The sequence below is a fragment of the Burkholderia pseudomultivorans genome (assembly GCF_001718415.1).
Taxonomy (GTDB): Bacteria; Pseudomonadota; Gammaproteobacteria; order Burkholderiales; family Burkholderiaceae; genus Burkholderia; species Burkholderia pseudomultivorans_A.
Genome location: NZ_CP013377.1, coordinates 1,421,050 through 1,445,148 on the forward strand (window position 1 = coordinate 1,421,050; position 24,099 = coordinate 1,445,148).

Here is a 24,099-nt window from a genome sequence, read left to right on the forward strand (position 1 = left end):
ACGATGCTGCCGTGCGGTAGCGCCGCTCAGTGCGGAGCCGCGAGGCGTTTCTGCTGGCGATCGAGTAGCTTGACCTGCCGCATCAGTTGAAGGAGCCGATCCAGTTGCTTCGCAACGTCCTGGATCTCGACGGCGTTGAGGCGGCATGTCCCCGAATCGAGTACCGCGTTGAAGCAACGGAACAGGCAGTCCATCTTGAAATTATTCGCGCAATAGTCGTTCCAGGTCGCGGCATGTTCGACCACGGCCTGTGTCAGGGACGGCATGTCGTGGACGTCTCTCAGATAACCGAGATTGCCGTGAAGGTAGCCGAAGTCATCACATGACGAATGTTTCATGATGGTTCCGAGTGCCGAAAAGGCAAGCTTGTAGTTTTCTTTGGAAACGTAGACAGTCCTCCTCCTTGAACTGAAGAACGATTGCAGGCGGCGCGCCGCGGCGAGCAGTTTTTCCACGGTGTCGATTTCACCGGTGTTCTCGATCTTTCCGTGTCGACAGGATCGGATGTAGTTGTCGATATCGAAGGTTTCGGGGCGATTCCGTGATTTGGATCGTCTGGGTTTGAAAATTTGCCAGCGTACCGGCTGATGCTGCCTCGATTGATCCCACTTCAACGCGGCCGGGATGAGTTCGTCGACCATCCATTCGTATGTCGTCGCGACGTCCCAGTAATAGCGCGGGCCGACTTTCCCTTCGAATTGATCGAGCCCGAGATCCTGTGGCGGACACCAGGCGAGCAGGACGTCGGTATCCGGATAGTCAAACGATTGGTAAAGAGGGTTGGCTTTCGTGGGGCGAATGAATACGTGAAATCCGGGATCGAACCGTTCGCTTTGTTGCCGGGTCATCACCTTCAGATAAGCGGTGCCGCTGGATTCGAACATGCTCCATTCGGTATCTGTTTCAAATACGTCGTGCGCGTCGGCAAATGCCAGGAGAAGGCGCCACAATCCGCGTTTGACCGTCATCAGCGGGACCGAGTAGCCGATTCCTTCGTATACGGAGAATTCCTCGCTTCGCCAGCTCGCCTCATGAGCCTGGAGGCGCTTCATGTAGCGTGCGGCAAAGCGGTCGAATGCGTTGCACAGGTCGCGCGCCTCCGCTTCGCTGATCTTGAGACGGCAGTTCCCGATGTCGCAGAACCACATCGACGGCTCGCCGTAGTACGGCAGGAGAAAATCCCGCAGGTCGTTGTCGAGCGGTGCGCCGGGGTTCACGAAATACCGTCCGACCAGGTCACGATGATTCAAGGTCATCAGAACATGACTGAAGCGGCCGTTCCGCAATTCCACGAGACAACTGGCGCTGACACTCCTCAGCGTGGGCAGGAACCCGTGAATTTTCACGTGATCGTTCTGGATCGTCACGGCGTCGCCGATCTCGACCTCGCTCGGGCCGTCGTAATTCACCCAACTCGCGGACTCGTCGAACTCGTAGATACCGTATTTCTCGTAGTGCTCGCGCGCTTTCTCGCCAAACAGGATCTCGGTCCAGGCCGGATGAAAATACTTGAAAACCAGCGACTCGCATCCGCTCAGCATTTGATCGAGCTTCGTGGCCGACCAGATATCGATCACCACGCCGGGGACGGGATGCCGATCCATGTGGGACTTCATGTCGATGATCAGGTCGGCGTCAAGTCGTTCCGACGAAATCACGACGAATTTCCGAATGTCGTAACCCCATTTTTCGCGGTTGTCCGCAAATCTGTCGACCGCCGTCCTGAATACGGAGCGGTCGAATCTTTCAACGCGCTTGACCTCGAATAGCTCGACCCACGATTCCTCCGAATTGGCTCTTTCGACGAAAATGTCGGCGCCGTATTGTTTTTTCCCATCGCCGGCAAGCGGTTCGATCCGGATGATCCTGAATCTCATCCCGTCCCGATCGATGGTCCTGCTCAATAATTCGCAGCAGAAAAGTTCGAATTGACCGGCGTCGAGGCTTCCGTACGGAAGTTGCTTCGTGTCGCGTGTCGGCGGCGGGCTGACGCGCGACAGCTTGACGTTCTTGAGCGCGTCCGGGATCAGGTTGCGCAAATTGTCGTTCATGTTGGCCCAATATGTTTTCTGATTGGTCGAGTCCGGAACGGCGATGTCGGCATGCGTGTGTTTGTGATCGGCCTGAGCGATCCGGGTTCCATTGCGCGGAATACAGCGACAGGTGACTTTACGCAGGCCCGCACGCCCCAGTAAACTCGTCGACGATCCGCGGCCTGCGCAGCTTACATCGCTTTCAGTGCGCCGGCCGGCCGCGGCACACTTCGTCGCGCGACGCCAGGAGGCGCCATGAGTGCAGACGCAGCCCCCGCAGTCCCGTCCGTCCAGGACCGCATCCGGCACGTGTTCGTGCTGATGCTCGAGAACCGCTCGTTCGATCATCTGTTCGCGCTGTCGGGCCTGCCCGGCATCGTGGCCGCGTCGGCCGCGAACGGCAACGTCCACGACGGCACGACCTATCCGTTCGGCGGCGGCGCGCCCGACCGGATGCCGACCGATCCGTGCCACGAATTCACCGACGTGCTCGAGCAGCTTTGCGGCGCGGGCGTGCCATTCGTCAAAGGCCAGCCTTATCCGCCCGTCGACAATTCCGGCTTCGTGTCGAACTACGCGACCTCGCATTCGGAAGGCACGCCGCCGCCGGCGGCCGACGTCGGCAAGATCATGCAGGGCGCGGATCTCCGCACGCAGGCGCCGTCACTGTATGCGCTCGCGAGCGCCTTTGTCGTTTGCGACGGCTGGCATGCGTCGATGCCGGGGCCGACCTGGCCGAACCGGTTCTTCCTGCACGGCGCGTCGTCGGCGGGGCTCGACCATTCGCCCACCCGCGAGGAAATGGCCGGCTGGGAGTCGTTCGACGGTTTTCACTATCCGAACGGATCGATCTTCGCCGCGCTCGGCGACGACAACTGGCGCATCTACCAGGACCAGTCGGGCGATCCGCTCGGCCACGTGCCGCAAGTGGCGTCGCTGAAGGGCGTCAGCTTCTTCGACATCGACGATCTCGCGCATTTCGAGGCCGATCTCGCCGCCGGCTACACGGCGCGCTACACGTTCATCGAGCCCGGCTACGGCGACATCGTGCACGGCACCTATCAAAACGGCAGTTCGCATCATCCGATGGACGGCCTCGCCGGCGGCGACCGGCTCGCCGCAACGGTGTACAACGCGATCCGCAATTCGCCGGTGTGGGACAGCAGCCTGTTCGTGATCGTCTACGACGAGCACGGCGGCTTCTACGATTCGGTCCGGCCCGGTGCGGCGCCGCCGCCGAACGACGGCGCGCCCGCGACGCTGAACGCAAGCGGCTTCGGATTCGACGTGTACGGCGTGCGCGTGCCGGCGCTCGTGATTTCGCCGTGGGTCGCCGCCGGGCAGGTCGATCACACGCCGTACGACCACGCGTCGGTGCCCGCGACGCTGGAGCGGCTGTTCGGCCTGGCGCCGCTGACCGATCGCGACCGCGCCGCGAACGACCTGTTGCCGCTCGTCACCGCCACCTGCCGCACCGACTGCCCGCAAAGGATCGGAACATGACTACGAACCCGGATCCGCGCGATGCGCTGCCCGTGCGCGACGGCACGAGCCTGGTCGCGTTCCTGCACATTCTGAAGAAGGCACATGCCGCGCTGGTCGGGCACGATACGGCTCATCGGCGCTTCAGCGAGATCGTCACGCGCGGGCAGGCGCGCCAGTACATCGAGGAACTGATGCCGACGTTGCTGCAGGCGCGCGATGCACATCGCCGACGCCGGCGTGCGAAGCACCATCACTGAGCGCTGTCGGGCCGATGGCGGCAGGCCCTTCGTCGGCTACGACCCGGACGCGCGCACGCGCCGCACCGTCGCGGCGGACACGGCCGCGCCGGTCAGCTGAACCGCCGCGCCGGCGAACATCGCCGCGCGCAGGCCCGCGACGCCGCCGTGCGCGGCAGCGAACAGCGTGCCGAGCACCGCGATCCCGAGCGTCGCGCCGGTCATCCGCGCGACGTTGACGAGCGCACTCGCGGTGCCCGAGCGCGCACTGTCGACCGCGCCGACGGCGACGGTCATCAGCGGCCCCGTCGCGATTCCCATCCCGAGTCCGGTCAGCGCGAGCCCGATCTCGGCGCCCAACAGGCCGCGCGAGGCCGCCGACGCGCCGATCACCGCGAGCCCGCTCGCGATCAACGCGACGCCACCGGCCGTCGTCGTCCGCGTGCCGACGCGCTCCGACAAAGGCCCCGAGCACGGCGACACGACGACGAACACGAGCGCCATGGGCAGCAACGCGAGGCCCGCGCCGGTCGAGTCGAGCCGGCCGATGCTTTGCCACGTCAGCGGCAACAGGAACAGCACGCCGTACATGCCGAAGGTCATGCCGGCGGTCGCGGCGATCGCGCCGCGAAACGCGCGGATGCCGAACAGGTCGAGCGGCACGAGCGCGGCATCGCCGTGGCGGCGCTCGATCGCGACGAAGGCGGCGAACGACGCCACGGCGACACAGCCCGCGATCGCGCTCGCGAGCGTCGAGTCGCGGAACACGATTGCCGCATACGCGAGCGTGCCGAGCGCAAGCGCGCCGGCGACCTGCGCGCCGGCATCGAAATGACGGCCGCGCGGATCGGACGATTCCGGCACGGCCGGCATCGCGAGCAGCATCGCCGCGACGCTGAGCGGCACGACCACGAAGAAAATGCTGCGCCATCCGAAGTGCCGGATCAGCACGCCGCCGACGGTCGGCCCGATCGCCATCGCGACGCCGTTGCACGCGGCCCAGATGCCGAGCGCCCGGCCGCGCTCGACCGGATCGCGCCACACGACGCGCACGATCGCCAGCGACGCCGGCAGCAGCAGCGCCGCGCCGACGCCGGCCAGCGCGCGTGCGCCGATCAGCACCGGCACCGACGGCGCGAGCGCGCACAGCAGCGAGGCGACGGTAAACACGGCGGTGCCGGCCAGGAACACGCGGCGGCGGCCGTAAAGGTCGGCGAGCAGCCCGCCGCTCAGCAGCAATACCGCGTAGGCCAGGTTGTAGCTGTCGACGACCCATTGCAGCGCGCCGACGCCCGCATGAAAATACGCGCCGATCGCGCGCGTCGCGAGATTGACGACGGCGGTATCGACCTGCGCGACGAGCACGGCGAGGCACAGCGTCAGCAGCGTCACGCCGCGCCGTCTGGCGGGGCGGCGTACGGGGGCAGCGGGTTCTCCGGCATGCGTCATGGGCGGCATTCCTCGACAGGCGATCGTTCGAGCGTAGACGCGGCCTGCTGCCAGCGTGGTGTCAGCAGGCGAGGGCAGCAGGCGCGCAAACGGCATGCCCGCAGGCTCGCCGGGCCCGGCGCGACCCGCATGCGCGCTGCCCGAAACGAAAAACGAGGCTTGCGCCCCGTTTCCCGTTGCTGTCAGATTTCTTGCCGATATTGCGTCAGGCCGCGACCGCCCGCGCGCGCGACATCGTCAGCGCCGCATCCTCGATCATGTCCTCCTGCCCGCCGACGAGCCGCTGACGGCCCAGCTCGACGAGAATGTCGCGCGCCGGAATCCCGTACTTGGCTTCCGCGCGCTTCGCAAACAGCAGGAACGACGAGTAGACGCCCGCATAGCCGAGCGTCAGCGCATCGCGGTCGATGCGGATCGGCGCGTCCATGATCGGCACGACGAGATCTTCGGCGACGTCCGAGATCGCGAACACGTCGACGCCGGTCTCGATGCCCATCCGGTCGCATACGGCGACGAACACTTCCATCGGCGTGTTGCCCGCGCCCGCGCCGAGGCCGGCGGCGGCCGCATCGATCCGGTTCGCGCCGGCGGCGACCGCCGCCACCGAGTTCGCGACGCCCATCGCGAGATTGTGATGGCCGTGGAAGCCGAGTTCGGTCTCCGGCTTCAGCGCGGCGCGCACCTGGCCGATGCGCGCGGTCACGTCGTCGGGCAGCATGTGGCCGGCCGAATCGGTGATGTAGATGCAGTTCGCGCCGTACGATTCCATCAGCTTCGCCTGCACGACGAGCTGCGCGGGTGACGACATGTGCGCCATCATCAGGAACCCGACCGTATCGAGGCCGAGCTTGCGTGCAAGGCCGATATGCTGTTCCGACACGTCGGCCTCGGTGCAGTGCGTCGCGACGCGGATCGTGCCGACGCCGAGTTCGTGCGCCATCCGCAGGTGCTCGACGGTGCCGATGCCGGGCAGCAGCAGCGCCGACACCTTCGCCTGCTTCAGCTCCGGAATCACGGCGCTCAGGTAGGCCTCGTCGGTGTGCGCGGGAAAGCCGTAGTTGACCGACGCGCCGCCGAGCCCGTCGCCGTGCGTGACCTCGATCAACGGCACGCCGGCCGCGTCGAGCCCGCGCGCGATGTCGCGCATCTGGTCGAGCGTGATCTGATGGCGCTTCGGGTGCATCCCGTCGCGCAGCGACATGTCGTGGACGGTGATTTTCTTGCCTGCAAGTGACATCGTGTGACTCCTCGGCTCAAGCGGTGGCGGCCGTCGCGGCCAGCATCTGTTCGGCGAAACGCTCGGCCGTGGCGGCCGCGGCGGCGGTCATGATGTCGAGGTTGCCCGCGTACTTCGGCAGGTAGTCGCCGAGGCCCTCGACCTCCATGAACACGGACACGCGATTGCCGTCGAACACCGGGCCGTTCTTCAGCGTATAGCCGGGCACATAGCGCTGCACCTCCTTGACCATCGCATGCACGGACGCGGTGATCGCGTCGACGTCGGGCGGCCCGTCGGTCAGGCAGTGGATCGTGTCGCGCATGATCAGCGGCGGCTCGGCCGGGTTGATCACGATGATCGCCTTGCCCTTGCGCGCGCCGCCGACCTGCTCGATCGCGCCGGCCGTCGTGCGCGTGAATTCGTCGATGTTCTTGCGCGTGCCGGGGCCGACCGATTTCGACGACACCGTCGCGACGATCTCGCCGTACGCGACCGGCTGCACGCGCGACACCGCATAGACCATCGGGATCGTCGCCTGGCCGCCGCAGGTCACCATGTTGACGTTGTTCTGCGCGCTGTCGAGATGCGCGTCGAGGTTGACCGGCGGCACGCAGTACGGCCCGATCGCGGCGGGCGTCAGGTCGATCATCTTCACGCCGAGCGCGGTGAGCTTGTCGGCGTTCTCGCGATGCACGTAGGCCGAGGTCGCGTCGAACGCGATGCGGATGCCGTCGGCCTCGACGTGCGGCAGCAGGCCGTCGACGCCCTGGTCGGTGGTCTTCAGGCCGAACGCGCGCGCACGCGCGAGGCCATCGGACGCCGGATCGACGCCGACCATCCACACCGGTTCGAGCACCGGCGAGCGGCGCAGCTTGTACAGCAGGTCGGTGCCGATATTGCCGGGCCCGATCAATGCGCAGGGGATCTTCTTCATCAGGATTCCTTTTTCTTCAGGTAAAACGAACCTCGCAGCCGCCGATGCCGGCGATATGCATCGACAGCGCATCGCCGGCCGTGACCGGAATCAGCTTGGCAAGCGAGCCGGACAGCACGATCTCGCCGGCGAGCAGCGGCACGTCGTAGGCGGCGAGCGTGTTCGCGAGCCACGCGACCGCGTCGGCAGGATGGCCGAGCGCCGCGTCGCCGCGGCCCTGCGCGACGCGTTCGCCGTTCTTGTCGATCGCCATCTCGCAGGCGGCGAGATCGAGCGTGCGCGGATCGACGCGTGCGTCGCCTAGCACGTAGACGCCGCACGACGCGTTGTCGGCGACGGTGTCCTCGATGCGGATCGCCCAGTCGCGGATGCGCGAATCGACGATCTCGAAGCAGGGCGCGACGGCGGCGGTCGCGGCGATCACGTCGGTGCGGTCGATGCCGGGGCCGCGCAGGTCGTGGGCGAGAATGAAGGCGATCTCGCCCTCCGCGCGCGGCGCGATCAGCGCGTCGGTGGCGATCGCCTCGCCGGATGCATGGTGCATGCCGGACAGCAGGATGCCGAAGTCGGGCTGGCGCACGTTCAGCATGTCCTGCACGGCCTGGCTCGTCACGCCGATCTTCTTGCCGACGACCGATTCGCCGTGCGCGACGCGACGTTCGATGAAGCGCTGCTGGATCCGGTACGCATCGTCGAGCGACAGCCGGCGCGGGCGGCCCGACAGCGGCGTGACCGGCGCGCGGGCGTGCCACGCGTCGTACAGCTCGTCGCCGAGCGTCGTATGCAAGCGGGAAGACATCAAAGGGCCCTCGATGGAAAAGGCCGCCGGATCGGCGGCATGGTGCGCCGGAGCGCTGCCCCGGCGCGCGGGTCGCAGGTGCGCGTCAGTTGCCCGAGCTGCGGATCGCGTCCGGCGAGAAGTATGCTTCGGAGAACTGCGGGCTGTTGTCGAGCTTCGGCATCGGGCCTTCGTTCGTCAGGCGGTCGGCCAGATACGCGCCCGAGATCAGGTCGTGATAGAACACCGCGCTCGGGTAGAACGTCTTCGCGTCGTACGCGTAGAGCGTCGTCGCGACGTTGGTGCGCCACAGCTGGCCGCGCGCATCGTAGTTGTCGGCGAGCAGCGTCATCCACGAATCCTCGTCGATATACAGCATGCGCTTCGCGTACTGGTGGCGATAACCATTCTTCAGCGTCGCCTGCAGTACCCATACGCGATGCAGTTCGTAGCGCACGTACGCCGGATTCTCGTGGCCCTTGGTCAGCAGGTCGCTGTACTTGACCGCGCTGTCCATCACCTTGTAGTTGTCGTACGGCACGTAGATCTCGCGCTTGCCGACGATCTTCCAGTCGTAGCGGTCGCCGGGGCCGTTGTACAGGCGGTCGTCGTCGACGGTGCGGAAGCCGCCCGGGCCCTGCGGCTGGTCGTAGCCGTATTCGGGCGCTTGCCGCACGCGGCGCGTGCCCGGGTTGTACATCCACGTGCGCGACGAGTTGTCCGCGCCGGCCTTGTCCCAGTTCGTGAAGCCGACGATCAGCGAGCCGCGGTCGGACAGCGGCAGTTCCGTCGCGTTGCGATAGAAGGTGCGATTGTTGAGGTCGTTCTTCACGTCGTACTTGCCGACGTTGCGCGGCGAGTAGATGTCGTAGCGCACCTTGCCCCACGCGATGTTGCCGTCGGAGTAGACCACCGCCTGGTCGTAGGTCGCCTGCTCGGTGCCGATCGCCGACGAGAAGCGCTGGTTCCACAGCAGCTCGGCGGCGGTTTTCGGAATCGGATACGGCACCTGCGGCGGCGCGTTCGTCAGGCCGTTCGCGTCGGGCGTCATCGTCGAATCGGGCGCGTAGGTGCGGATGTCCTTGTAGACGGCATCCGAATAGCGGAAGTCGCGATGGCTCGGATAGACGATCAGCCTGAAGGTCGTCGGGTAGCGCTTGAACATCGCCTTCTGGCCGTCGGTCAGGTGCTCTGCATACTGCGCCATGTTCTCGGCGGTGATCGTGGCGATCGGCTTCTCGTTCGCGAACGGGTCGGGATAGCGGCCGCCGCGCTTGTACTGCACGTCGGGCGGCGTGCCGAGCCACTTGCCGGACCACTCGGGCACGCCGCTGTCCTTGCTGGCGGCGCGCACCGCGCCCATCGGCGTGAGCGGGCCGTCGAGCGCCTTCAGCTCGTCCGGCGTGACCTTCGGGAACGACGCCGTCGCGGCGAGCGCGCAGGCAGCCATCACCGACGCGCGCAGGAGGGGGAGACCAATGCGTTTCATGACAATCCTCTTCTGGCTGGGTAACGAGCGGCCGCGCCGCTCAGAAGTGGTAGGTCGCCGTGGCGAGCACGTAGTCGCGATCCGCGAGCGGGCGCGTGGCCGGGTTCGGCGAGCCGAGGAACTTCGCGTAGACGAGCGACAGCTGCAGGTTGCTCAGGCGCGTGAAGGTCAGGCCCGCGGTCACGCGGTGGTCGCCCTGGCCCGTCAGCGAGCCGAGCGCGCCGGCCAGCGGCGACGTGCCCGTCAGGTCGTGCGTGTAGGTCAGCGGCACGTCGAGATCCCAGCCGTTGAACACGTTCTTGTAGCTGAGCGTCCAGGCGATCTCCATCGCCAGCGCGTTGCGCGAGTTCGCGAGCGTGGTGGAACCGTCGAGTTCCGAGATGCTGCCCGCATGCACGTACGTGAGTTCGCCGATCAGCGACTGCGAGTTCGCGAGGAAGCTCGGCCCGATCGAGTAGATCCCGGACAGGTTGGTCTGCAGCACGTTCGCGCGCGTCGATTGCGGGCCGGTCGGCGTATTGACCAGCACCGCCGCGCCTTGCCGGTACGACACTTCGCCCGCGACGTTCACCGGGCCGAGCTGCGTCGAGAAGCTCGCGCCGGTCAGCTTGATGTTGTTGAAATACGTCTGCTGATACTGGAGCGTCGGGAAGTACGTCGTGACGACGCTCGGGTTCATGTCGTTGTAGTGCAGGTAGTACAGGCCCAGCTCGGTGTCGCCGAGCACGCGAAAGCGCGCGCCGATGCCCCACTGGTTGCGTGCGCTCGGCTTGTCGTCGGGGCCGCGCGGAATGATCATCCCTCCCGGGCCGATGATGTATTGCGCGCCGGGGCCGGTGACGTCGGAATAGCTCCAGTAGGTGCCGGGCGCGGTCAGCCGGTTCTGCTGGAACGAGAACTGGTAGTAGCCGAGCACGCTGAAGTTCGGCGTGATCTGCCATTGCGTCGAGATCTGCGGCACCGGCAGCAGGATGTCCTTCACCTCGGCGCCCGCCATGTACGACTTGGTCGCGTCGGACGGGCCCTGCGCGCCGGCGATGTTCGGGAAGAACAGGCTTTCGCCCCATGCGACGACCTGGTCGCCGACCTTCACGTTCAGGCTCGTCGTGCCGATCTTGAACGTGTTGTACGCGTAGGCGGCGAGCAGCGTCGTGTGACCGCCCGACCAGTAGCGCGCGTCGCTCGTGAAGTTGTTGTACTGCCCGGCGTGGTTCACGGTGCCGGGCGCGTCGTTGTAGTTCGGGCGGTGATAGGCCTGGTCGTAGAAGGTGTCCGCGCGAACGAACACGCCCCAGTCGTCATGCTTCAGGTTGACTTCGCCGAGCAGGCTGACCTGGTTTTCGATCAGCTTGTTCTTCGCGAAGTTGCGGTCGCCGTCGTCGCCGTTGATGTTCGCGGGCGTCAGCAGGTTGCCGCTCGGTGCGCGCGTGCGCATGCCGAGCCCGTAGCTGAGCGTGAACGTGTAGTCGAGCGTCGTATCGGCGCCGAGCTCGATCGTGCTGCCGGCGTGTGCGTCGGGTACGGCGCACGACAGCAGCGCGGCGGTCAGCGTCGACAGCGTGGCGGCGGCCCGCTTGTCGGTACGGCGCGAAATCCGTTGATGCATGGTGTCTCCTCTGGGGTATCGACGACGGTCGACTGTGGTTGTCGTGAGAGGCAGAGTAGGGACGTCGCGGTAGCAGGGAATCGTCAAAATGAACTAGATGACTTCCCTAGGAGACCTGCTCATCGCGCCTGCGCGGCCGCGAGAAACGCGGGCCGCTCGCCGCCGCCGTCGAGCCGCAGGTTCGCGCCCGATGCGTAGGACGCCTCGGGCGATGCGAGGAACAGGCACGCGGACGCGACGTCGTCGGGCGTCGCGAGCCGGCCGGCCGGAATCGTCGCGCGGATTGCGTCGAGCGCGTCGTGGTCGCCGTAGTGGCCTTCGGTGGCCGCATCGGTCTGCACGAGGCTCGGGCTGATCGCGCAGACGCGCACGCGCGGCGCCCATTCGACGGCAAGCGACGTCACCGCGTTGACGAGCCCCGCTTTCGCGGCGCCGTAGGCGGCCGTGCCGGGCGAAGGCCGCGACGCGCTGACGCTCGCGATGAACAGCATCACGCCGCCTGCGGGCTGCGGCTGCATGATCGCGTTCACGCGCTGCGCGAGCTGCAGCGGCGCGATCAGGTTCAGCCGGACGATCGATTCGGTGAAGCGCGGCGACGCGTCGGCCGCGAGCGCGAACGGCGAGCCGCCCGCGTTATTGACCAGCACGTCGAGGCCGCCGGCCGTGTCGCGTATCGTCGCGAGCAGCGCGTCGACCTGTTCGATGTCGCGCAGGTCGGCCGCGACGAAGGTCGCGGTGCGCCCGCCGGCCGCCGGCGGCGTGTCGGGCGCGCTGCGCCCGCAGACGAACACCCGCGCGCCCGCCGCGAGAAAGCGTTCGGCGATGCGCCGCCCGATGCCCTTGGTGCCGCCCGTCACGAGCACCGTCTTGCCGCTGTAGTCGAATCCGCTCACCGTCCGCCTCCGTCGCCATTGCCGTTTCAGTGGGGCCGATGATAGGAACAAGCGCGCGCGGTTTCGTAGTCTGAAAGGATGATGCCGGTCGGCGCGGCGCGCGCAATCATCGCGGCATGCATGTCACGACCCACGAAGGAGACAACCCGCGATGACGACCCCCATGACGCCGCCGGACGGCATCTTCACCGACGTACCGGGCGGCCTGCGCCTGCATCATTTCGAGGCGGGCGCTGGCCGGCCGGTGGTGTTCATCCACGGCAGCGGGCCGGGCGCCAGCGGCTTCAGCAACTTCAAGCACAACTACCCGGCGTTCGCGGCGGCGGGCCATCGCGCGATCGTCGTCGACCTGCCGGGCTACGGGCAGTCGTCGAAACCGTCGGATGTCGCGTATACGCTCGATTTCTTCGTCGGCGCGCTGCATGCGCAGCTGACGGCGCTCGGCATCGGGCCGGCGGTGCTGCTCGGCAACTCGCTCGGCGGCGCGATCGCGCTGAAATACGCGCTCGACCATCCTGACGCGGTCGATGCGCTGATCATGATGGCGCCGGGCGGCGTCGAGGATCGCGACACCTATTTCCGGATGGAAGGGATCCAGCGGATGGTGAAGCTGTTCACCCATCGCGAGATGAACGACGACACGATGCGCGAGCTGCTGACGCTGCTGGTGCACGATCCGGCGATCGTCACCGACGCGCTCGTTGCCGAGCGGATGAAGGTCTGCGTCGAGCAGCCGACCGAAGTGCTGTCGACGATGAGCGTGCCGAACCTGACCGATGCGCTCGGCGAGCTGCGCTGCCCGGTGCTCGGCTTCTGGGGCACGGACGATCGCTTCAACCCGGTCGGCGGCGCGATGAAGTTCGTCGAGCGCTGTCGCGACGCGCGGGTCGTACTGATGAACCGGTGCGGCCACTGGGTGATGGTGGAACATGCCGCTTACTTCAATCGGGAATGCCTCGATTTTCTCGCGACGCAAAATGCGCGATAACGCCGGATGCCCTCGACGACGGGGCCCGACCTATACGGAGACAAGATGAAACTGATCGAAGAACTGTTCGACCTGCACGGCAAGGTGGCCGTGATTACCGGCGCGGCGCGCGGCATCGGCGCCGAGACGGCGCGCACGCTGGCCGCGGCCGGCGCGAGCGTCGCGATTCTCGACGTGCTGTCGCAGCCGGCCGAGGCGCTCGTCGACGAAATCCGCGCGCAGGGCGGGCAGGCCGCGTTCTGGTCGCTGGACGTCACGCGCGAGGACGACGTGTCGCGCGTGTTCGGCGAGATCGCCGCGCGCTTCGGGCGCATCGACGTGCTGGTGAACAACGCGGGCATCGAAGGGCATAACGTGCCGACGCACGAACTCACGCTCGCGCAGTGGCAGCGCGTGCAGGACGTGAACGTCAACGGCGTGTTCCTGTGCACGCGTGCGGCGATTCCGCATATCGAGGCGGCCGGCGGCGGGTCGATCGTGAACCTGTCGTCGATGTACGGGATCGTCGGCGGTCCCGACGTGCCGGCTTACCACGCGTCGAAGGCGGCGGTGCGGATGATGGCGAAGGTCGACGCGATGCTGTATGCGGCGAAGAACATCCGCGCGAACTCGGTGCATCCCGGCTACATCCGCACGCCGATGCTCGAGGAGGCGTTCCGCCAGATGGGCCAGGATCCCGACCGCGCCTTCGAATACATGCAGACCAACGTGCCGATGGCGAAGATCGGCAGCCCGCGCGACATCGCGGCCGGCATCCTGTATCTCGTGTCGCCGGCGGGCCGCTACGTGACGGGCGCGGAGCTCGTGATCGACGGCGGGTTTACCGCGCGCTGACGGGCGGCGGCTGCATCATCGAACAGGCGACAGGAGACGGCAGTTGAAAGTGCTCGTGGCAGTGAAGCGCGTGGTCGACGCGAACGTGAAGGTCGGCGTGAAGTCCGACCGGAGCGGCGTCGACATCGCGAACGTGAAGATGTCGATGAACCCGTTCGACGAGATCGCCGTTGAAGAAGCGGTGCGCTTGAAGGAGGCCGGCATCGCGACCGAGGTGGTCGCGGTGTCGGTCGGCGTTGCACAGGCGCAGGAAACGCTGCGCACCGCGCTGGCGATCGGCGCGGACCGCGCGATCCTCGTCGAGACGAACGCGGCGGTCGAACCGCTCGGCGTCGCGAAGGTGCTGAAGGCGCTGCTCGACAAGGAACGGCCTTCGCTGGCGATCCTCGGCAAGCAGGCGATCGACGACGATTCGAACCAGACCGGGCAGATGCTGGCTGCATTGGCTGGCTTGCCGCAGGCGACGTTCGCATCGAAGGTCGTGGTGGCGAATGGCAACGCGACGGTTGCGCGCGAAGTGGACGGCGGCGCGGAAACGCTGTCGCTTCAACTGCCCGCAGTCGTCACTACGGATCTGCGCCTGAACGAGCCGCGCTACGTGACGCTGCCGAACATCATGAAGGCGAAGAAGAAGCCGCTGGAAATAGTGAAGCCGGACGATCTCGGCGTGGACGTGACACCGCGACTGAAGGTGCTCGCCGTGAACGAGCCGCCGAAGCGCGCGGCCGGCGTGAAGGTGCCGGACGTGGCGACGCTGGTCGGCAAGCTGAAGACCGAAGCCGGGGTGCTGTAAGCCGGCGGCATGCGCGCGGGCTTCGGCGCGTTGCAGACACTGAATGAAGCACGCGGACTTCGGATCCTTGCCTGGAAAGACGACGGAGCGGAACACAATGACGATTCTGGTGATCGCCGAACACGATGCGGCCGACGCGGCATCGCCCGGCGGCCATGCGCCGATCAAGGCGGCGACGCTGAATACCGTGGCCGCCGCGCAGACGATCAGCGGATTCGGCGGCGGCGATATTCATGTGCTGGTCGCCGGACACAACGTCCGGGCGGCGGCCGACGCGGCTGCGAAAATCGCGGGCGTGACGAAGGTGCTGCTGGCCGATGCGCCGCAGCTTGCCGACGGTCTCGCGGAGAATGTCGAAGCGACGGTGATGACGGTTGCAATGCAGTATTCGCACATCCTCGCGCCGGCCACGGCGTACGGCAAGAACATCGCGCCGCGTATCGCGGCGAAGCTCGACGTCGCGCAGATCTCGGACATCACGGCCGTGACGGCGATCGACACGTTCGAGCGCCCGATCTACGCGGGCAACGCGATCGCGACGGTGCAGTCGGGCGACCCGGTCAAGGTCGTCACGGTGCGGGCGACGGGTTTCGATCCGGTCGCAGCGGAAGGCGGCAGCGCATCGGTCGAGAAGATCGAAGCGGCGGCAGACGCAGGCGTGTCGCAGTTCGTCAGCCGTGAAGTGACGAAGCTGGACCGTCCGGAACTCACCAGCGCGAGCATCATCGTGTCGGGCGGCCGTGGCCTGGGCAGCGGCGAGAACTACACGAAGGTGCTGGAGCCGCTCGCGGACAAGTTGCAAGCCGCACTCGGCGCTTCCCGCGCGGCAGTGGATGCGGGCTACGTGCCGAACGACTATCAGGTCGGCCAGACCGGCAAGATCGTCGCGCCGCAGCTGTACATCGCGGTCGGCATCTCGGGCGCGATCCAGCACCTGGCCGGCATGAAGGATTCGAAGGTCATCGTCGCAATCAACAAGGATCCCGAAGCACCGATCTTCAGCGTGGCCGATTACGGCCTCGTCGGCGACCTGTTTACCGTCGTGCCCGAAGCTTGCGCGGCGCTGTGAGCGGTTGCCTCGCCGATTACGTCTACTGAGCCCACGTCCCGACCCATGCCCTTGTTCGAATTCAACGGAATGCGCCCGCGTGTCGATGCTTCCGCTTACGTGCACCCGGGCGCGGTCGTGATCGGCAACGTGACGATCGGCGCGCGCTGCTATATCGGTCCGCACGCGAGCCTGCGCGGCGATTTCGGTGCGATCGTGGTCGAGGCCGGCAGCAACGTGCAGGACGGCTGCGTGCTGCATGTCGGCATCGGCGAGACATGCCGGCTCGGCGTGAACAGCCATGTCGGTCACGGCGCGATCGTGCACGGCGCGACGCTCGAACCGGACACGATGATCGGGATGAACGCGGTCGTGATGGATGGCGCCACGATCGGCGCGACGACGATCGTGGCCGCGTGCGCATTCGTGAAGGCAGGGCTCGACGTGCCGCCCGGTGTGTTGCTGGCGGGCGTGCCGGGGCGCGTAGTGCGACGGCTGAGCGACGCGGAGATCGATGCGAAGGCGAACGGCACGCGGATCTATCAGCAGCTTGCGGCGGATTGTCTGCGCACGCTCAGGCTCGTCGACGGGTGAGCGGGGCCGGCGGTGCTTTCTGCACCGATGCGGCTTGCGGGGCCTTCATGCGGATGGGCGCTTGCAGGCGCGAAAGCCGTCGTCGGTCGGCGTGAACGTCGAGAATCCCGACGACGCGAGTGCCGGACGCAGCCTTTCCGAAAACGGAACGCCGTAGACCTGCAGCACCGAATAGCCGGGCAGCTGCGCGAATGCGTTGTGGTGGCCGTCCAGCGTATCCAGGATTCCGACGCACCAGCTTTCCCGGTCGGCGCCGTATCGCTGAAACGTCGTCACGCCGCCCGTGCGATCGGGTTCGTCCGGTGACGGCGAACGCTGCCGGATTCGCCCGGCTGCCGCGTCGTTCGCCGGGCTTGTCACGATCCATGCGTGGCGTACCGTTGCGGCGATGTCGGAAAGCCTGTCGCCGCATTCGGGATCGACGATGAGCGCGATCGCGTCGGCATTTTTCAATTTTGGTCCTCCGGTTCCCGTCCCGATCGACGGGCGGCGTTCGCCTGTTTTCCTGATGCGGAAACGGTTGCCGCGGTGTTTTCCGCCGTGGGGAGGCGCGGCCGTGGATTGGATTCCCGTGCGCTCCATGCTACGTAACGTACGGATCTTGTTACGTCGACGTTACCGGAACGCAAGGATCGGTGGAAGCTGGTTTGCAGGGCGAGTGGCGCGGGGCGGCGTGCACGGGCGGATGCGGTCGTTATGGCGGCGTCGGGCGAACGGCGTTGGCATGGTAGCTGCTTGTTGCAGTCGTCACGGCTATAAGCAAACAAGGACTGCCATGCAAAAACAATTCACCAAGGGGAATTTCGTGCTCGCGGCATTTGCCGCCGCCTGCACGCTTGCCGCGTGCGGCGGTGGCGATGTGACTTCGCCGCCGCGGGCCGGCAACAACGTTGTGCCGAGTACGAGTGGGAGTGGTACGAGCGGTGGCGGTACGAGCGGGACGACCAGCGGTACGACGAGTGGCGCGACGAGCGGTACGACGAGCGGTACGACGAGCGGTACGACGAGCGGCACGACCAGCGGCACAACGAGCGGTACGACGAGCGGTACGACCAGCGGTACGACCAGCGGTACGACCAGCGGCACGACCAGCGGCACGACGAGCGGTACGACGAGCGGTACGACGAGCGGTACGACGAGCGGGACGACCAGCGGGACGACCAGCGGTACAACGAGCGGCACAACAAGCGGCACAACAAGCGGCACAACAAGCGGCACAACAAGCGGCAGCACCAGCGGTTGGGGCACCAGCGGCGCCCCCGGCACGCGGGGCATCGTCAGCTCGGTCGGCGCGGTCGTGATGGACGCCGGCACGACCATCGGCGGCGTGAGCCTGCCGGGCGTCAGCAAGGGCGTGACGGCCGGCCCCGGCGACACGGTCCGCGGCGTCGGCTCGATCGTCAACGAAACCTCGAACGTCGTGAGCGGCGGGCTCGGCCAGATCGGCTTCACGCCGAACCCGGTCGGCACCACCGTGGCCGGCCTCGGCAGCGTCGTCGGCACGGCCGGCGCTCCCGTCTCCGGCCTGAGCGAAACGGTGAAGGCGCTTGGCGCCGGACCGCTGTCGCCGCTGGCGCCGATCACCGCGCCGGTCGGCAGTCTGCTCGACACCGTCGCGAACCAGCTCGGATCGGCCGGCACCACGATCGGCGCCGCGCTGTCGACCGGCCCGGTACAGCAGGCGACGCAGACGGTCAGTTCGGCCATCACGCCGCTCGTGACGACCGCCGGCCAACTCACGCAGCAGGTCGGCACGGCGACCGGGCTCGGTCAGCCGGTCGCGGGGCTGCTCGGCCAGATCGGCGGAGCGATCACGTCGGCCGGATGGAAGGCATCGGCGGCGGGAGCGGGAACCGTTGCCGGGCCGCTGGTCAGCGACGTCGGGCAGCTCGTCCGGGCCGTCGGCGACACGGTGACCAACGCGGGCGGCCTCGTCAATCCGAATGGCGCGAACGGCGCCGTGCCGATTTCCGGTCTGATCACCAGCGTCGTCGGCGGGATCCCGGCGGTCGTGCACAACGGTCCGCCGCCGGCCGCGACGCCGGCGACCGGTACGGGCACCGGCATCAGCGCCGGCGGCAGCGCTGCGCTCGGTGGCGCAAGCGGCCCGCTCGCACCGATTACGTCGCTGCTCGGCGGCCTGCTGGGTGGTGCGGCCGGAAAGTAGGCGAACGACGCGAGCGCATCGGTGCCGGCGAGCGTCGGCGCCGGTGGCCCGGCCTCGCCGGCACGAGCAGAAACCATCAGAACGTGTAAGTGACCTTGCCGAACGCAGCCCGGCCGACCGTGTTGTAACCGTAGGCCGTCATATAGCGACGGTCGAACAGGTTGGACAGCAGCGCCGACACCGACAGATGCGAATTGATCCGGTACGACGCGCGCAGGTCCGCCGTCAGGTACGACGGCAGATAGGTCGTGTTGGCCGGATCGTCGAACGTTGTGCCACCGTAGCGCAGCGACGCGCCGGTGCTCAACGCGTGCAGGTGCAGTTCGTCCCACGTGTGATCGATGCTGATGCTGACCGTTTGTCGCGGACGGCGATTCAGCCACGTCTGATTGGTCGTGTCCTGCGGATTCAGCAGGCCGATTGCGATGCTGACCGGCGTCGAACGGCCGATCGTTCCCTTGTACGACAGGTCGAGCCCGCGAATGTGCGCGCGCCCGATGTTGACCGGCTGGAACGTCGCGGGATCGTACGCGATCAGGTTATGGACGCGCGTGTCGTAGATCGCGGCCGTAAACGTGCCGAGCGACGTCGTCGCATCGAGCGCGGCCTCGACCGAGTTGCTGCGCTCGGGGCTGAGATCCGGATTCCCGTATCCGGGATAGTAGAGATCGTTGAAGGTCGGCAGCCGGAACGCGTTGCCATACGACAGGCGTGCGGTGTAGACCGGCGTGATCGCCCACGACAGCGCCGCGTTGCCCGTGTTCACCGACCGCCCGGCGACGATCTCGTGACGGCCCGCGAGGAACATCGTGACCGTGCCGAGCGTCACCGACTGGTGCAGCGAGAACGCGGAATCGTTGCGCGTGGGCACGCCGCTCGGGATATCGACCGGCAGGAACGCCTGTTCACGCGTGAAATCGTATGCGAGCTTGGTCTCGCCCGACAGCGGCTGGCCGAACAGGCTGAAGCCGCGTTCCTGGTGCGTCAGCGACGTCGACGTGCTGATGCGCTGCGAATTGATCTGATCGGTCGCGATCGCCGGGTCGCTCGCGTACAGGAACTGGCGATCGTTCGAGTAACCGACGGACTGGTCGAACTGCGTGTCCGGCGTGATGTCGAGATGAAACGACAGGCCGGCCGTCAACTGGTGGTCGAGCTCGCGATCGGCGCCGCCCGCGTTGTCGTAGGACAGGTCGGAGCGGTGGTACAGCGCGAACGTCGAGATCGACCAGTTGTCGCGCGCATAGCCGAGGCGTGCGTCGATATCCTGCGCGTGATACGGGTTGCGGCCTTCCTCGTGGCCGTACGCGAACGGCCGCGTCGCATCGATGCCGGCCGTCGCGTAATCGTGCAGGCCGAGCGAGTAGGTGAGCCCGCCGAGCGCGGCGAGCGGCCCGCTCGACGGCACCGTGCCCGACGTGCGGACCTGCGTGTCGAAGGTCTTGTTCGAGCCGCCGCCGAACGACACCGTGGTCTGGTTCGGCTGGTTCGCCGCGCGCCGCGTGAACAGCTGCACGACGCCGCCCATCGCGTTCGCGCCGAACGAGGCGGCCGCCGGCCCCGAGATGACTTCGACGCGCTCGAACGCCTCGGTCGGCAGATCCGCCCAGGGCGCGATGCCGGTGGTCGACGAGCCGATCCGGATGCCGTCGACGAACACCGCGACCTGGCTCGCCGACGAGCCGCGAATACTGACGGACGACGACGCGCCGGGGCCGCCGTTCTGCGACACGGTCACGCCCGGCAGCGTCGCGACCGCCTGCGTGATGCTCGGATCGCTTGGCGACAGCCGGTCGAGGTCGTCGCGCGTGAGCACCTGCGTCGTCGCATAGCGCTGGTCGAACGATTCGGGCAGGTGGCGCGTGTCGGTGATGGAGATCGTCGGCAGGTCGGCGTTGTCTGCGGGCTGCGCCGGCTGCGGCGGGGCGGTGTCGCCGGCGGCGTGCGCGAGCGGCGACAGCAGCGCGGTGGCGGCGGACGTGGCGAGGAGATGTCGGAGTTTCATGAAGCGGGTCTTGTTATCGTGCTGCGCGGGCCGCGCGCGTGAACGGGCGGCGGGCGGTGTCGTGGTCGGGTTCGGCGTGCGCGGCCGGATCGGGCGCGACGACACGGGAGCAGGCGCGCACGCGTGCCGCGTGCCGGCACGACGCTTTCGGCGCGAAAGCGGAATCGGGAACGATGGACATCTGACGGAATCCTGAGGTCGGGCCGTCCTTGCAACGGGCGACCGCCGACGGCGGCGCTTGCGCATCGGGACACCCCGCCCGTTGCGGCTGCTTGGACCTCGGTCGATGGCTGGTCTCCTGGCTTGCGGGTCGTCGTCCGGTGCCGGCCTTCCCGGGTGTCCCAGTGGCTCGGTGGGCATGGACTCGCCGCTCACAGTTGCGGGGGCAGCCGCAGATCGACGGCATCGCTGCCGCTACTGCGTTCCCATTTGATCCCGTCTCCGGGAACCATCAGCGCGCAAGGGTAATGGCCGCCGCTTCGCCGCGTCAATGCTTCGCGCGGGGCCGGCGCGAAAAAACCACGTATTGCGGGCCTGCGTTGCCCGGTTCGTGCCGGGGCGCGTGGAAAAAGCCGGTTCAGGTCTGATGAATGGGCGCCGGCAGGGCTTGTCGTTACGACGAGAGTCGCCGGCACCATGAAAAACGGCGCCGCAGGCATTCAGCCTGCGGCGCCGTGGCGGGTTTGCCGCGGCGAGCATGACTCGCCGCGGCGCGACAACCCGCTTACACCTGCACGGTGTCGGCGACTTCCTTGAAGTCCTGGATCTGGTCGAAGTTCATGTACTTGTAGATCTGGTCGCCATTGGCGTTGATCACGCCGATATCGGCCATGTACTCTTCCTTCGTCGGAATCTTGCCCAGACGCGAGCAGATTGCCGCCAGTTCCGCCGAGCCGAGATACACGTTGGTGTTCTTGCCGAGGCGGTTCGGGAAGTTGCGGGTCGAGGTCGACATCACCGTCGCGCCTTCGCGCACCTGTGCCTGGTTGCCCATGCACAGCGAGCAGCCCGGCATTTCGGTACGTGCGCCGGCCGTGCCGAACACGCCGTAATGGCCTTCCTCGGTCAGCTGCTTCTGGTCCATCTTGGTCGGCGGCGCGACCCACAGCTTGACCGGAATGTCGCGCTTGCCTTCCAGCAGCTTCGACGCGGCGCGGAAGTGACCGATGTTGGTCATGCACGAGCCGATGAACACTTCGTCGATCTTCGCGCCGGCGACGTCGGACAGCGTCTTCACGTCGTCCGGATCGTTCGGGCAGGCGACGATCGGCTCATGGATGTCGGCGAGGTCGATCTCGATGACGGCCGCGTATTCGGCGTCGGCATCCGGCGCCAGCAGCTGCGGGTCGTCCAGCCACTGCTCCATCGCCGCGATGCGGCGCTGCAGGCTGCGCGGATCCTGGTAGCCTTCGGCGATCATCCACTTCAGCAGCGTGATGTTGCTGTTGAGGTACTCGATGATCGGTTCCTTGTTCAGGCGGACCGTGCAACCGGCGGCCGAGCGCTCGGCCGACGCATCGGACAGTTCGAACGCTTGCTCGACCTTCAGGTCGGGCAGGCCTTCGATCTCGAGAATGCGGCCGGAGAAGATGTTCTTCTTGCCCTGCTTCGCGACCGTCAGCATGCCTTGCTTGATCGCGTACAGCGGAATCGCGTTGACGAGATCGCGCAGCGTGACGCCCGGCTGCATCTTGCCCTTGAAGCGGACCAGCACCGATTCCGGCATGTCGAGCGGCATCGTGCCGGTGGCGGCCGCGAACGCGACCAGGCCCGAACCTGCCGGGAAGCTGATGCCGATCGGGAAGCGCGTGTGCGAGTCGCCGCCGGTGCCGACGGTGTCGGGCAGCAGCATGCGGTTCAGCCACGAGTGGATCACGCCGTCGCCCGGACGCAGCGCGATGCCGCCGCGCGTGCTGATGAAGTTCGGCAGCGTCTGGTGCGTCTTCACGTCCACCGGCTTCGGATAGGCGGCGGTGTGGCAGAACGACTGCATCACGAGGTCGGCCGAGAAGCCGAGGCAGGCGAGATCCTTCAGTTCGTCGCGCGTCATCGGGCCGGTGGTGTCCTGCGAGCCGACCGAGGTCATCTTCGGTTCGCAGTACGTGCCCGGACGGACGCCCTGGCCTTCCGGCAGGCCGCATGCGCGGCCGACCATCTTCTGCGCGAGCGAGAAGCCCTTGCCGCTGTCGGCCGGCTGGTGCGGCAGGCGGAACAGCGTCGACGGCGGCAGGCCCAGCGCTTCACGCGCCTTTGCGGTCAGGCCGCGGCCGACGATCAGCGGAATCCGGCCGCCGGCGCGCACTTCGTCGAACAGCACGTCGGACTTGACCTGGAATTCGGCGATCACTTCGCCGTTCTTCAGCGCCTTGCCTTCGTACGGGCGCAGCTCGACCACGTCGCCCATTTCCATCTTCGACACGTCGAGTTCGATCGGCAGCGCGCCGGCATCTTCCATCGTGTTGTAGAAGATCGGGGCGATCTTGCCGCCGAGGCACACGCCGCCGAAACGCTTGTTCGGGACGTAGGGGATGTCTTCGCCGGTGAACCACAGCACCGAGTTGGTGGCCGACTTGCGCGAGGAGCCGGTGCCGACCACGTCGCCCACGTAGGCGACCAGATGGCCCTTTTCCTTCAGCGATTCGATGAACTTGACCGGGCCGCGCTTGCCGTCTTCTTCCGGCGTGATGCCGGGGCGCGCGTTCTTCAGCATCGCCAGCGCGTGCAGCGGGATGTCCGGGCGGGTGGTCGCGTCCGGCGCCGGCGACAGGTCGTCGGTATTGGTTTCGCCGGTGACCTTGAAGACGGTGATGGTCAGGCTTTCCGGCACTTCCGGACGGCTCGTGAACCATTCGGCGTCGGCCCAGCTCTGCATCACGGCCTTCGCGTTCGCATTGCCCTTGTCGGCGAGTTCCTTCACGTCATGGAACTGGTCGAACATCAGCAGGGTTTTCTTCAGCGCGTCGGCGGCGGTCGCGCCGACTTCGGCGTCGGACAGCAGCTCGATCAGCGGCTGGATGTTGTAGCCGCCCAGCATCGTGCCGAGCAGTTCGGTGGCGCGGGCGCGCGAGATCAGCGGGCAGGCGGTTTCGCCCTTGGCGACGGCGGCCAGGAAGCCGGCCTTCACGCGGGCAGCTTCGTCCACGCCAGCGGGCACGCGGTGGGTGATCAGGTCGAGCAGCGTCTGCTCTTCGCCGGCCGGCGGGTTGGTCAGCAGTTCGACCAGTTCGGCGGTCTGCTGAGCCGTCAGCGGCAGGGGAGGAATACCGAGCGCGGCGCGGGCGGCCACGTGAGCACGAAAGTTTTCAAGCATGGGGGGACCTGCTGATGTTGCGTTTCAGGAGAAGGCCGTTCAGGCACTCCGGGCTGTTCCAGGCACTGCATCGACGGGAATTCTAATCGCAACGCCTTGTAGCGTCAAATATCTTATGTCTTATATAAGAGTTGAGAGGCGGGGCGGCGGGGCTGGCGGTGTCGGGTTGGGGCGTGTGTCGGGCGGGGCATTCGGGAGGCTTGGCAGGTCGCCCGTTCGGCATTTGGTAACCTACGCA

19 protein-coding genes and 1 riboswitch are annotated in these 24,099 nt (G+C 66.9%); of the genes, 8 read left to right on the plus strand and 11 right to left on the minus strand.

Going from position 1 to position 24,099, the window contains the following annotated elements:
• Positions 1-26: 26 nt before the first annotated feature.
• Positions 27-2,051: a hypothetical protein gene (locus WS57_RS06040; RefSeq protein ID WP_069243882.1), complete on the minus strand. Its 2,025-nt coding sequence runs from the start codon at positions 2,049-2,051 to the stop codon at positions 27-29.
• Between the two features lie 237 nt (positions 2,052-2,288).
• Between WS57_RS06040 and WS57_RS06045 the strand changes: the two genes are divergently transcribed.
• A complete protein-coding gene (locus WS57_RS06045; protein WP_059517203.1) occupies positions 2,289-3,536 on the plus strand; it encodes an alkaline phosphatase family protein in 1,248 nt (415 codons plus the stop codon).
• Entirely contained in the window at positions 3,533-3,775 is a 243-nt protein-coding gene (locus WS57_RS06050; protein WP_069243883.1) for a hypothetical protein, read from the plus strand. Before WS57_RS06045 ends, WS57_RS06050 begins: the two co-directional genes overlap by 4 nt.
• Positions 3,776-3,811: 36 nt before the next feature.
• Here WS57_RS06050 and WS57_RS06055 read toward each other — a convergent pair whose 3' ends face one another.
• The 7 genes from WS57_RS06055 to WS57_RS06085 all read right to left on the minus strand — a co-directional run bounded on the left by WS57_RS06055 (position 3,812) and on the right by WS57_RS06085 (position 12,122).
• Complete coding sequence (locus WS57_RS06055) at positions 3,812-5,203, minus strand: MFS transporter (protein ID WP_069243884.1); 1,392 nt, start codon at positions 5,201-5,203, stop codon at positions 3,812-3,814.
• Positions 5,204-5,408: 205 nt separating this feature from the next.
• Positions 5,409-6,440 carry a 4-hydroxy-2-oxovalerate aldolase gene (gene dmpG / locus WS57_RS06060; protein ID WP_069243885.1) on the minus strand — a complete coding sequence of 344 codons (1,032 nt, stop codon included), beginning with the start codon at positions 6,438-6,440 and terminating at the stop codon, positions 5,409-5,411.
• A gap of 16 nt (positions 6,441-6,456) precedes the next feature.
• Entirely contained in the window at positions 6,457-7,356 is a 900-nt protein-coding gene (locus WS57_RS06065) for an acetaldehyde dehydrogenase (acetylating) (RefSeq protein WP_069243886.1), read from the minus strand.
• 16 nt (positions 7,357-7,372) lie between these two features.
• Complete coding sequence (dmpE, locus tag WS57_RS06070; RefSeq protein ID WP_059517500.1) at positions 7,373-8,155, minus strand: 2-oxopent-4-enoate hydratase; 783 nt, start codon at positions 8,153-8,155, stop codon at positions 7,373-7,375.
• Positions 8,156-8,240: 85 nt separating this feature from the next.
• The gene (locus WS57_RS06075; protein WP_069243887.1) at positions 8,241-9,623 is read right to left on the minus strand and encodes a DUF1329 domain-containing protein; all 1,383 of its coding nucleotides are present in this window, start codon (positions 9,621-9,623) and stop codon (positions 8,241-8,243) included.
• Positions 9,624-9,663: 40 nt separating this feature from the next.
• Positions 9,664-11,229, minus strand: a complete 1,566-nt coding sequence (locus tag WS57_RS06080; RefSeq protein WP_009693015.1) for a DUF1302 domain-containing protein — start codon at positions 11,227-11,229, stop codon at positions 9,664-9,666.
• A 119-nt stretch (positions 11,230-11,348) separates the two neighbouring features.
• The gene (locus WS57_RS06085; protein ID WP_069243888.1) at positions 11,349-12,122 is read right to left on the minus strand and encodes an SDR family oxidoreductase; all 774 of its coding nucleotides are present in this window, start codon (positions 12,120-12,122) and stop codon (positions 11,349-11,351) included.
• A 151-nt stretch (positions 12,123-12,273) separates the two neighbouring features.
• Between WS57_RS06085 and WS57_RS06090 the strand changes: the two genes are divergently transcribed.
• The 5 genes from WS57_RS06090 (at position 12,274) to WS57_RS06110 (ending at position 16,379) form a co-directional block, all read left to right on the plus strand.
• Positions 12,274-13,110 carry an alpha/beta fold hydrolase gene (locus WS57_RS06090; protein ID WP_059517188.1) on the plus strand — a complete coding sequence of 279 codons (837 nt, stop codon included), beginning with the start codon at positions 12,274-12,276 and terminating at the stop codon, positions 13,108-13,110.
• Positions 13,111-13,155: 45 nt separating this feature from the next.
• A complete protein-coding gene (locus tag WS57_RS06095; RefSeq protein WP_059517186.1) occupies positions 13,156-13,944 on the plus strand; it encodes an SDR family NAD(P)-dependent oxidoreductase in 789 nt (262 codons plus the stop codon).
• 43 nt (positions 13,945-13,987) lie between these two features.
• The gene (locus tag WS57_RS06100; protein ID WP_069243889.1) at positions 13,988-14,737 is read left to right on the plus strand and encodes an electron transfer flavoprotein subunit beta/FixA family protein; all 750 of its coding nucleotides are present in this window, start codon (positions 13,988-13,990) and stop codon (positions 14,735-14,737) included.
• A gap of 97 nt (positions 14,738-14,834) precedes the next feature.
• On the plus strand, positions 14,835-15,806 hold the full coding sequence (locus WS57_RS06105; protein ID WP_069243890.1) for an electron transfer flavoprotein subunit alpha/FixB family protein: 972 nt from the start codon (positions 14,835-14,837) through the stop codon (positions 15,804-15,806).
• Positions 15,807-15,851: 45 nt separating this feature from the next.
• Entirely contained in the window at positions 15,852-16,379 is a 528-nt protein-coding gene (locus WS57_RS06110; RefSeq protein ID WP_059517179.1) for a transferase hexapeptide repeat family protein, read from the plus strand.
• A 45-nt stretch (positions 16,380-16,424) separates the two neighbouring features.
• Here the strand turns inward: WS57_RS06110 and WS57_RS06115 are convergent, their stop codons facing one another.
• Entirely contained in the window at positions 16,425-16,961 is a 537-nt protein-coding gene (locus WS57_RS06115) for a hypothetical protein (RefSeq protein WP_155741211.1), read from the minus strand.
• A 193-nt stretch (positions 16,962-17,154) separates the two neighbouring features.
• On the opposite strand from WS57_RS06115, the gene WS57_RS37820 reads away from it, so the two are divergent.
• Positions 17,155-18,546, plus strand: coding sequence for a collagen-like triple helix repeat-containing protein (locus WS57_RS37820; protein WP_208610300.1), 1,392 nt, complete (start codon positions 17,155-17,157; stop codon positions 18,544-18,546).
• A gap of 76 nt (positions 18,547-18,622) precedes the next feature.
• Here the strand turns inward: WS57_RS37820 and WS57_RS06125 are convergent, their stop codons facing one another.
• Positions 18,623-20,551 carry a TonB-dependent receptor domain-containing protein gene (locus WS57_RS06125; protein WP_069243891.1) on the minus strand — a complete coding sequence of 643 codons (1,929 nt, stop codon included), beginning with the start codon at positions 20,549-20,551 and terminating at the stop codon, positions 18,623-18,625.
• 270 nt (positions 20,552-20,821) lie between these two features.
• Positions 20,822-21,019: riboswitch (cobalamin riboswitch) on the minus strand.
• A gap of 256 nt (positions 21,020-21,275) precedes the next feature.
• A complete protein-coding gene (gene acnB, locus WS57_RS06130; RefSeq protein WP_009694282.1) occupies positions 21,276-23,861 on the minus strand; it encodes a bifunctional aconitate hydratase 2/2-methylisocitrate dehydratase in 2,586 nt (861 codons plus the stop codon).
• Positions 23,862-24,099: the final 238 nt, after the last annotated feature.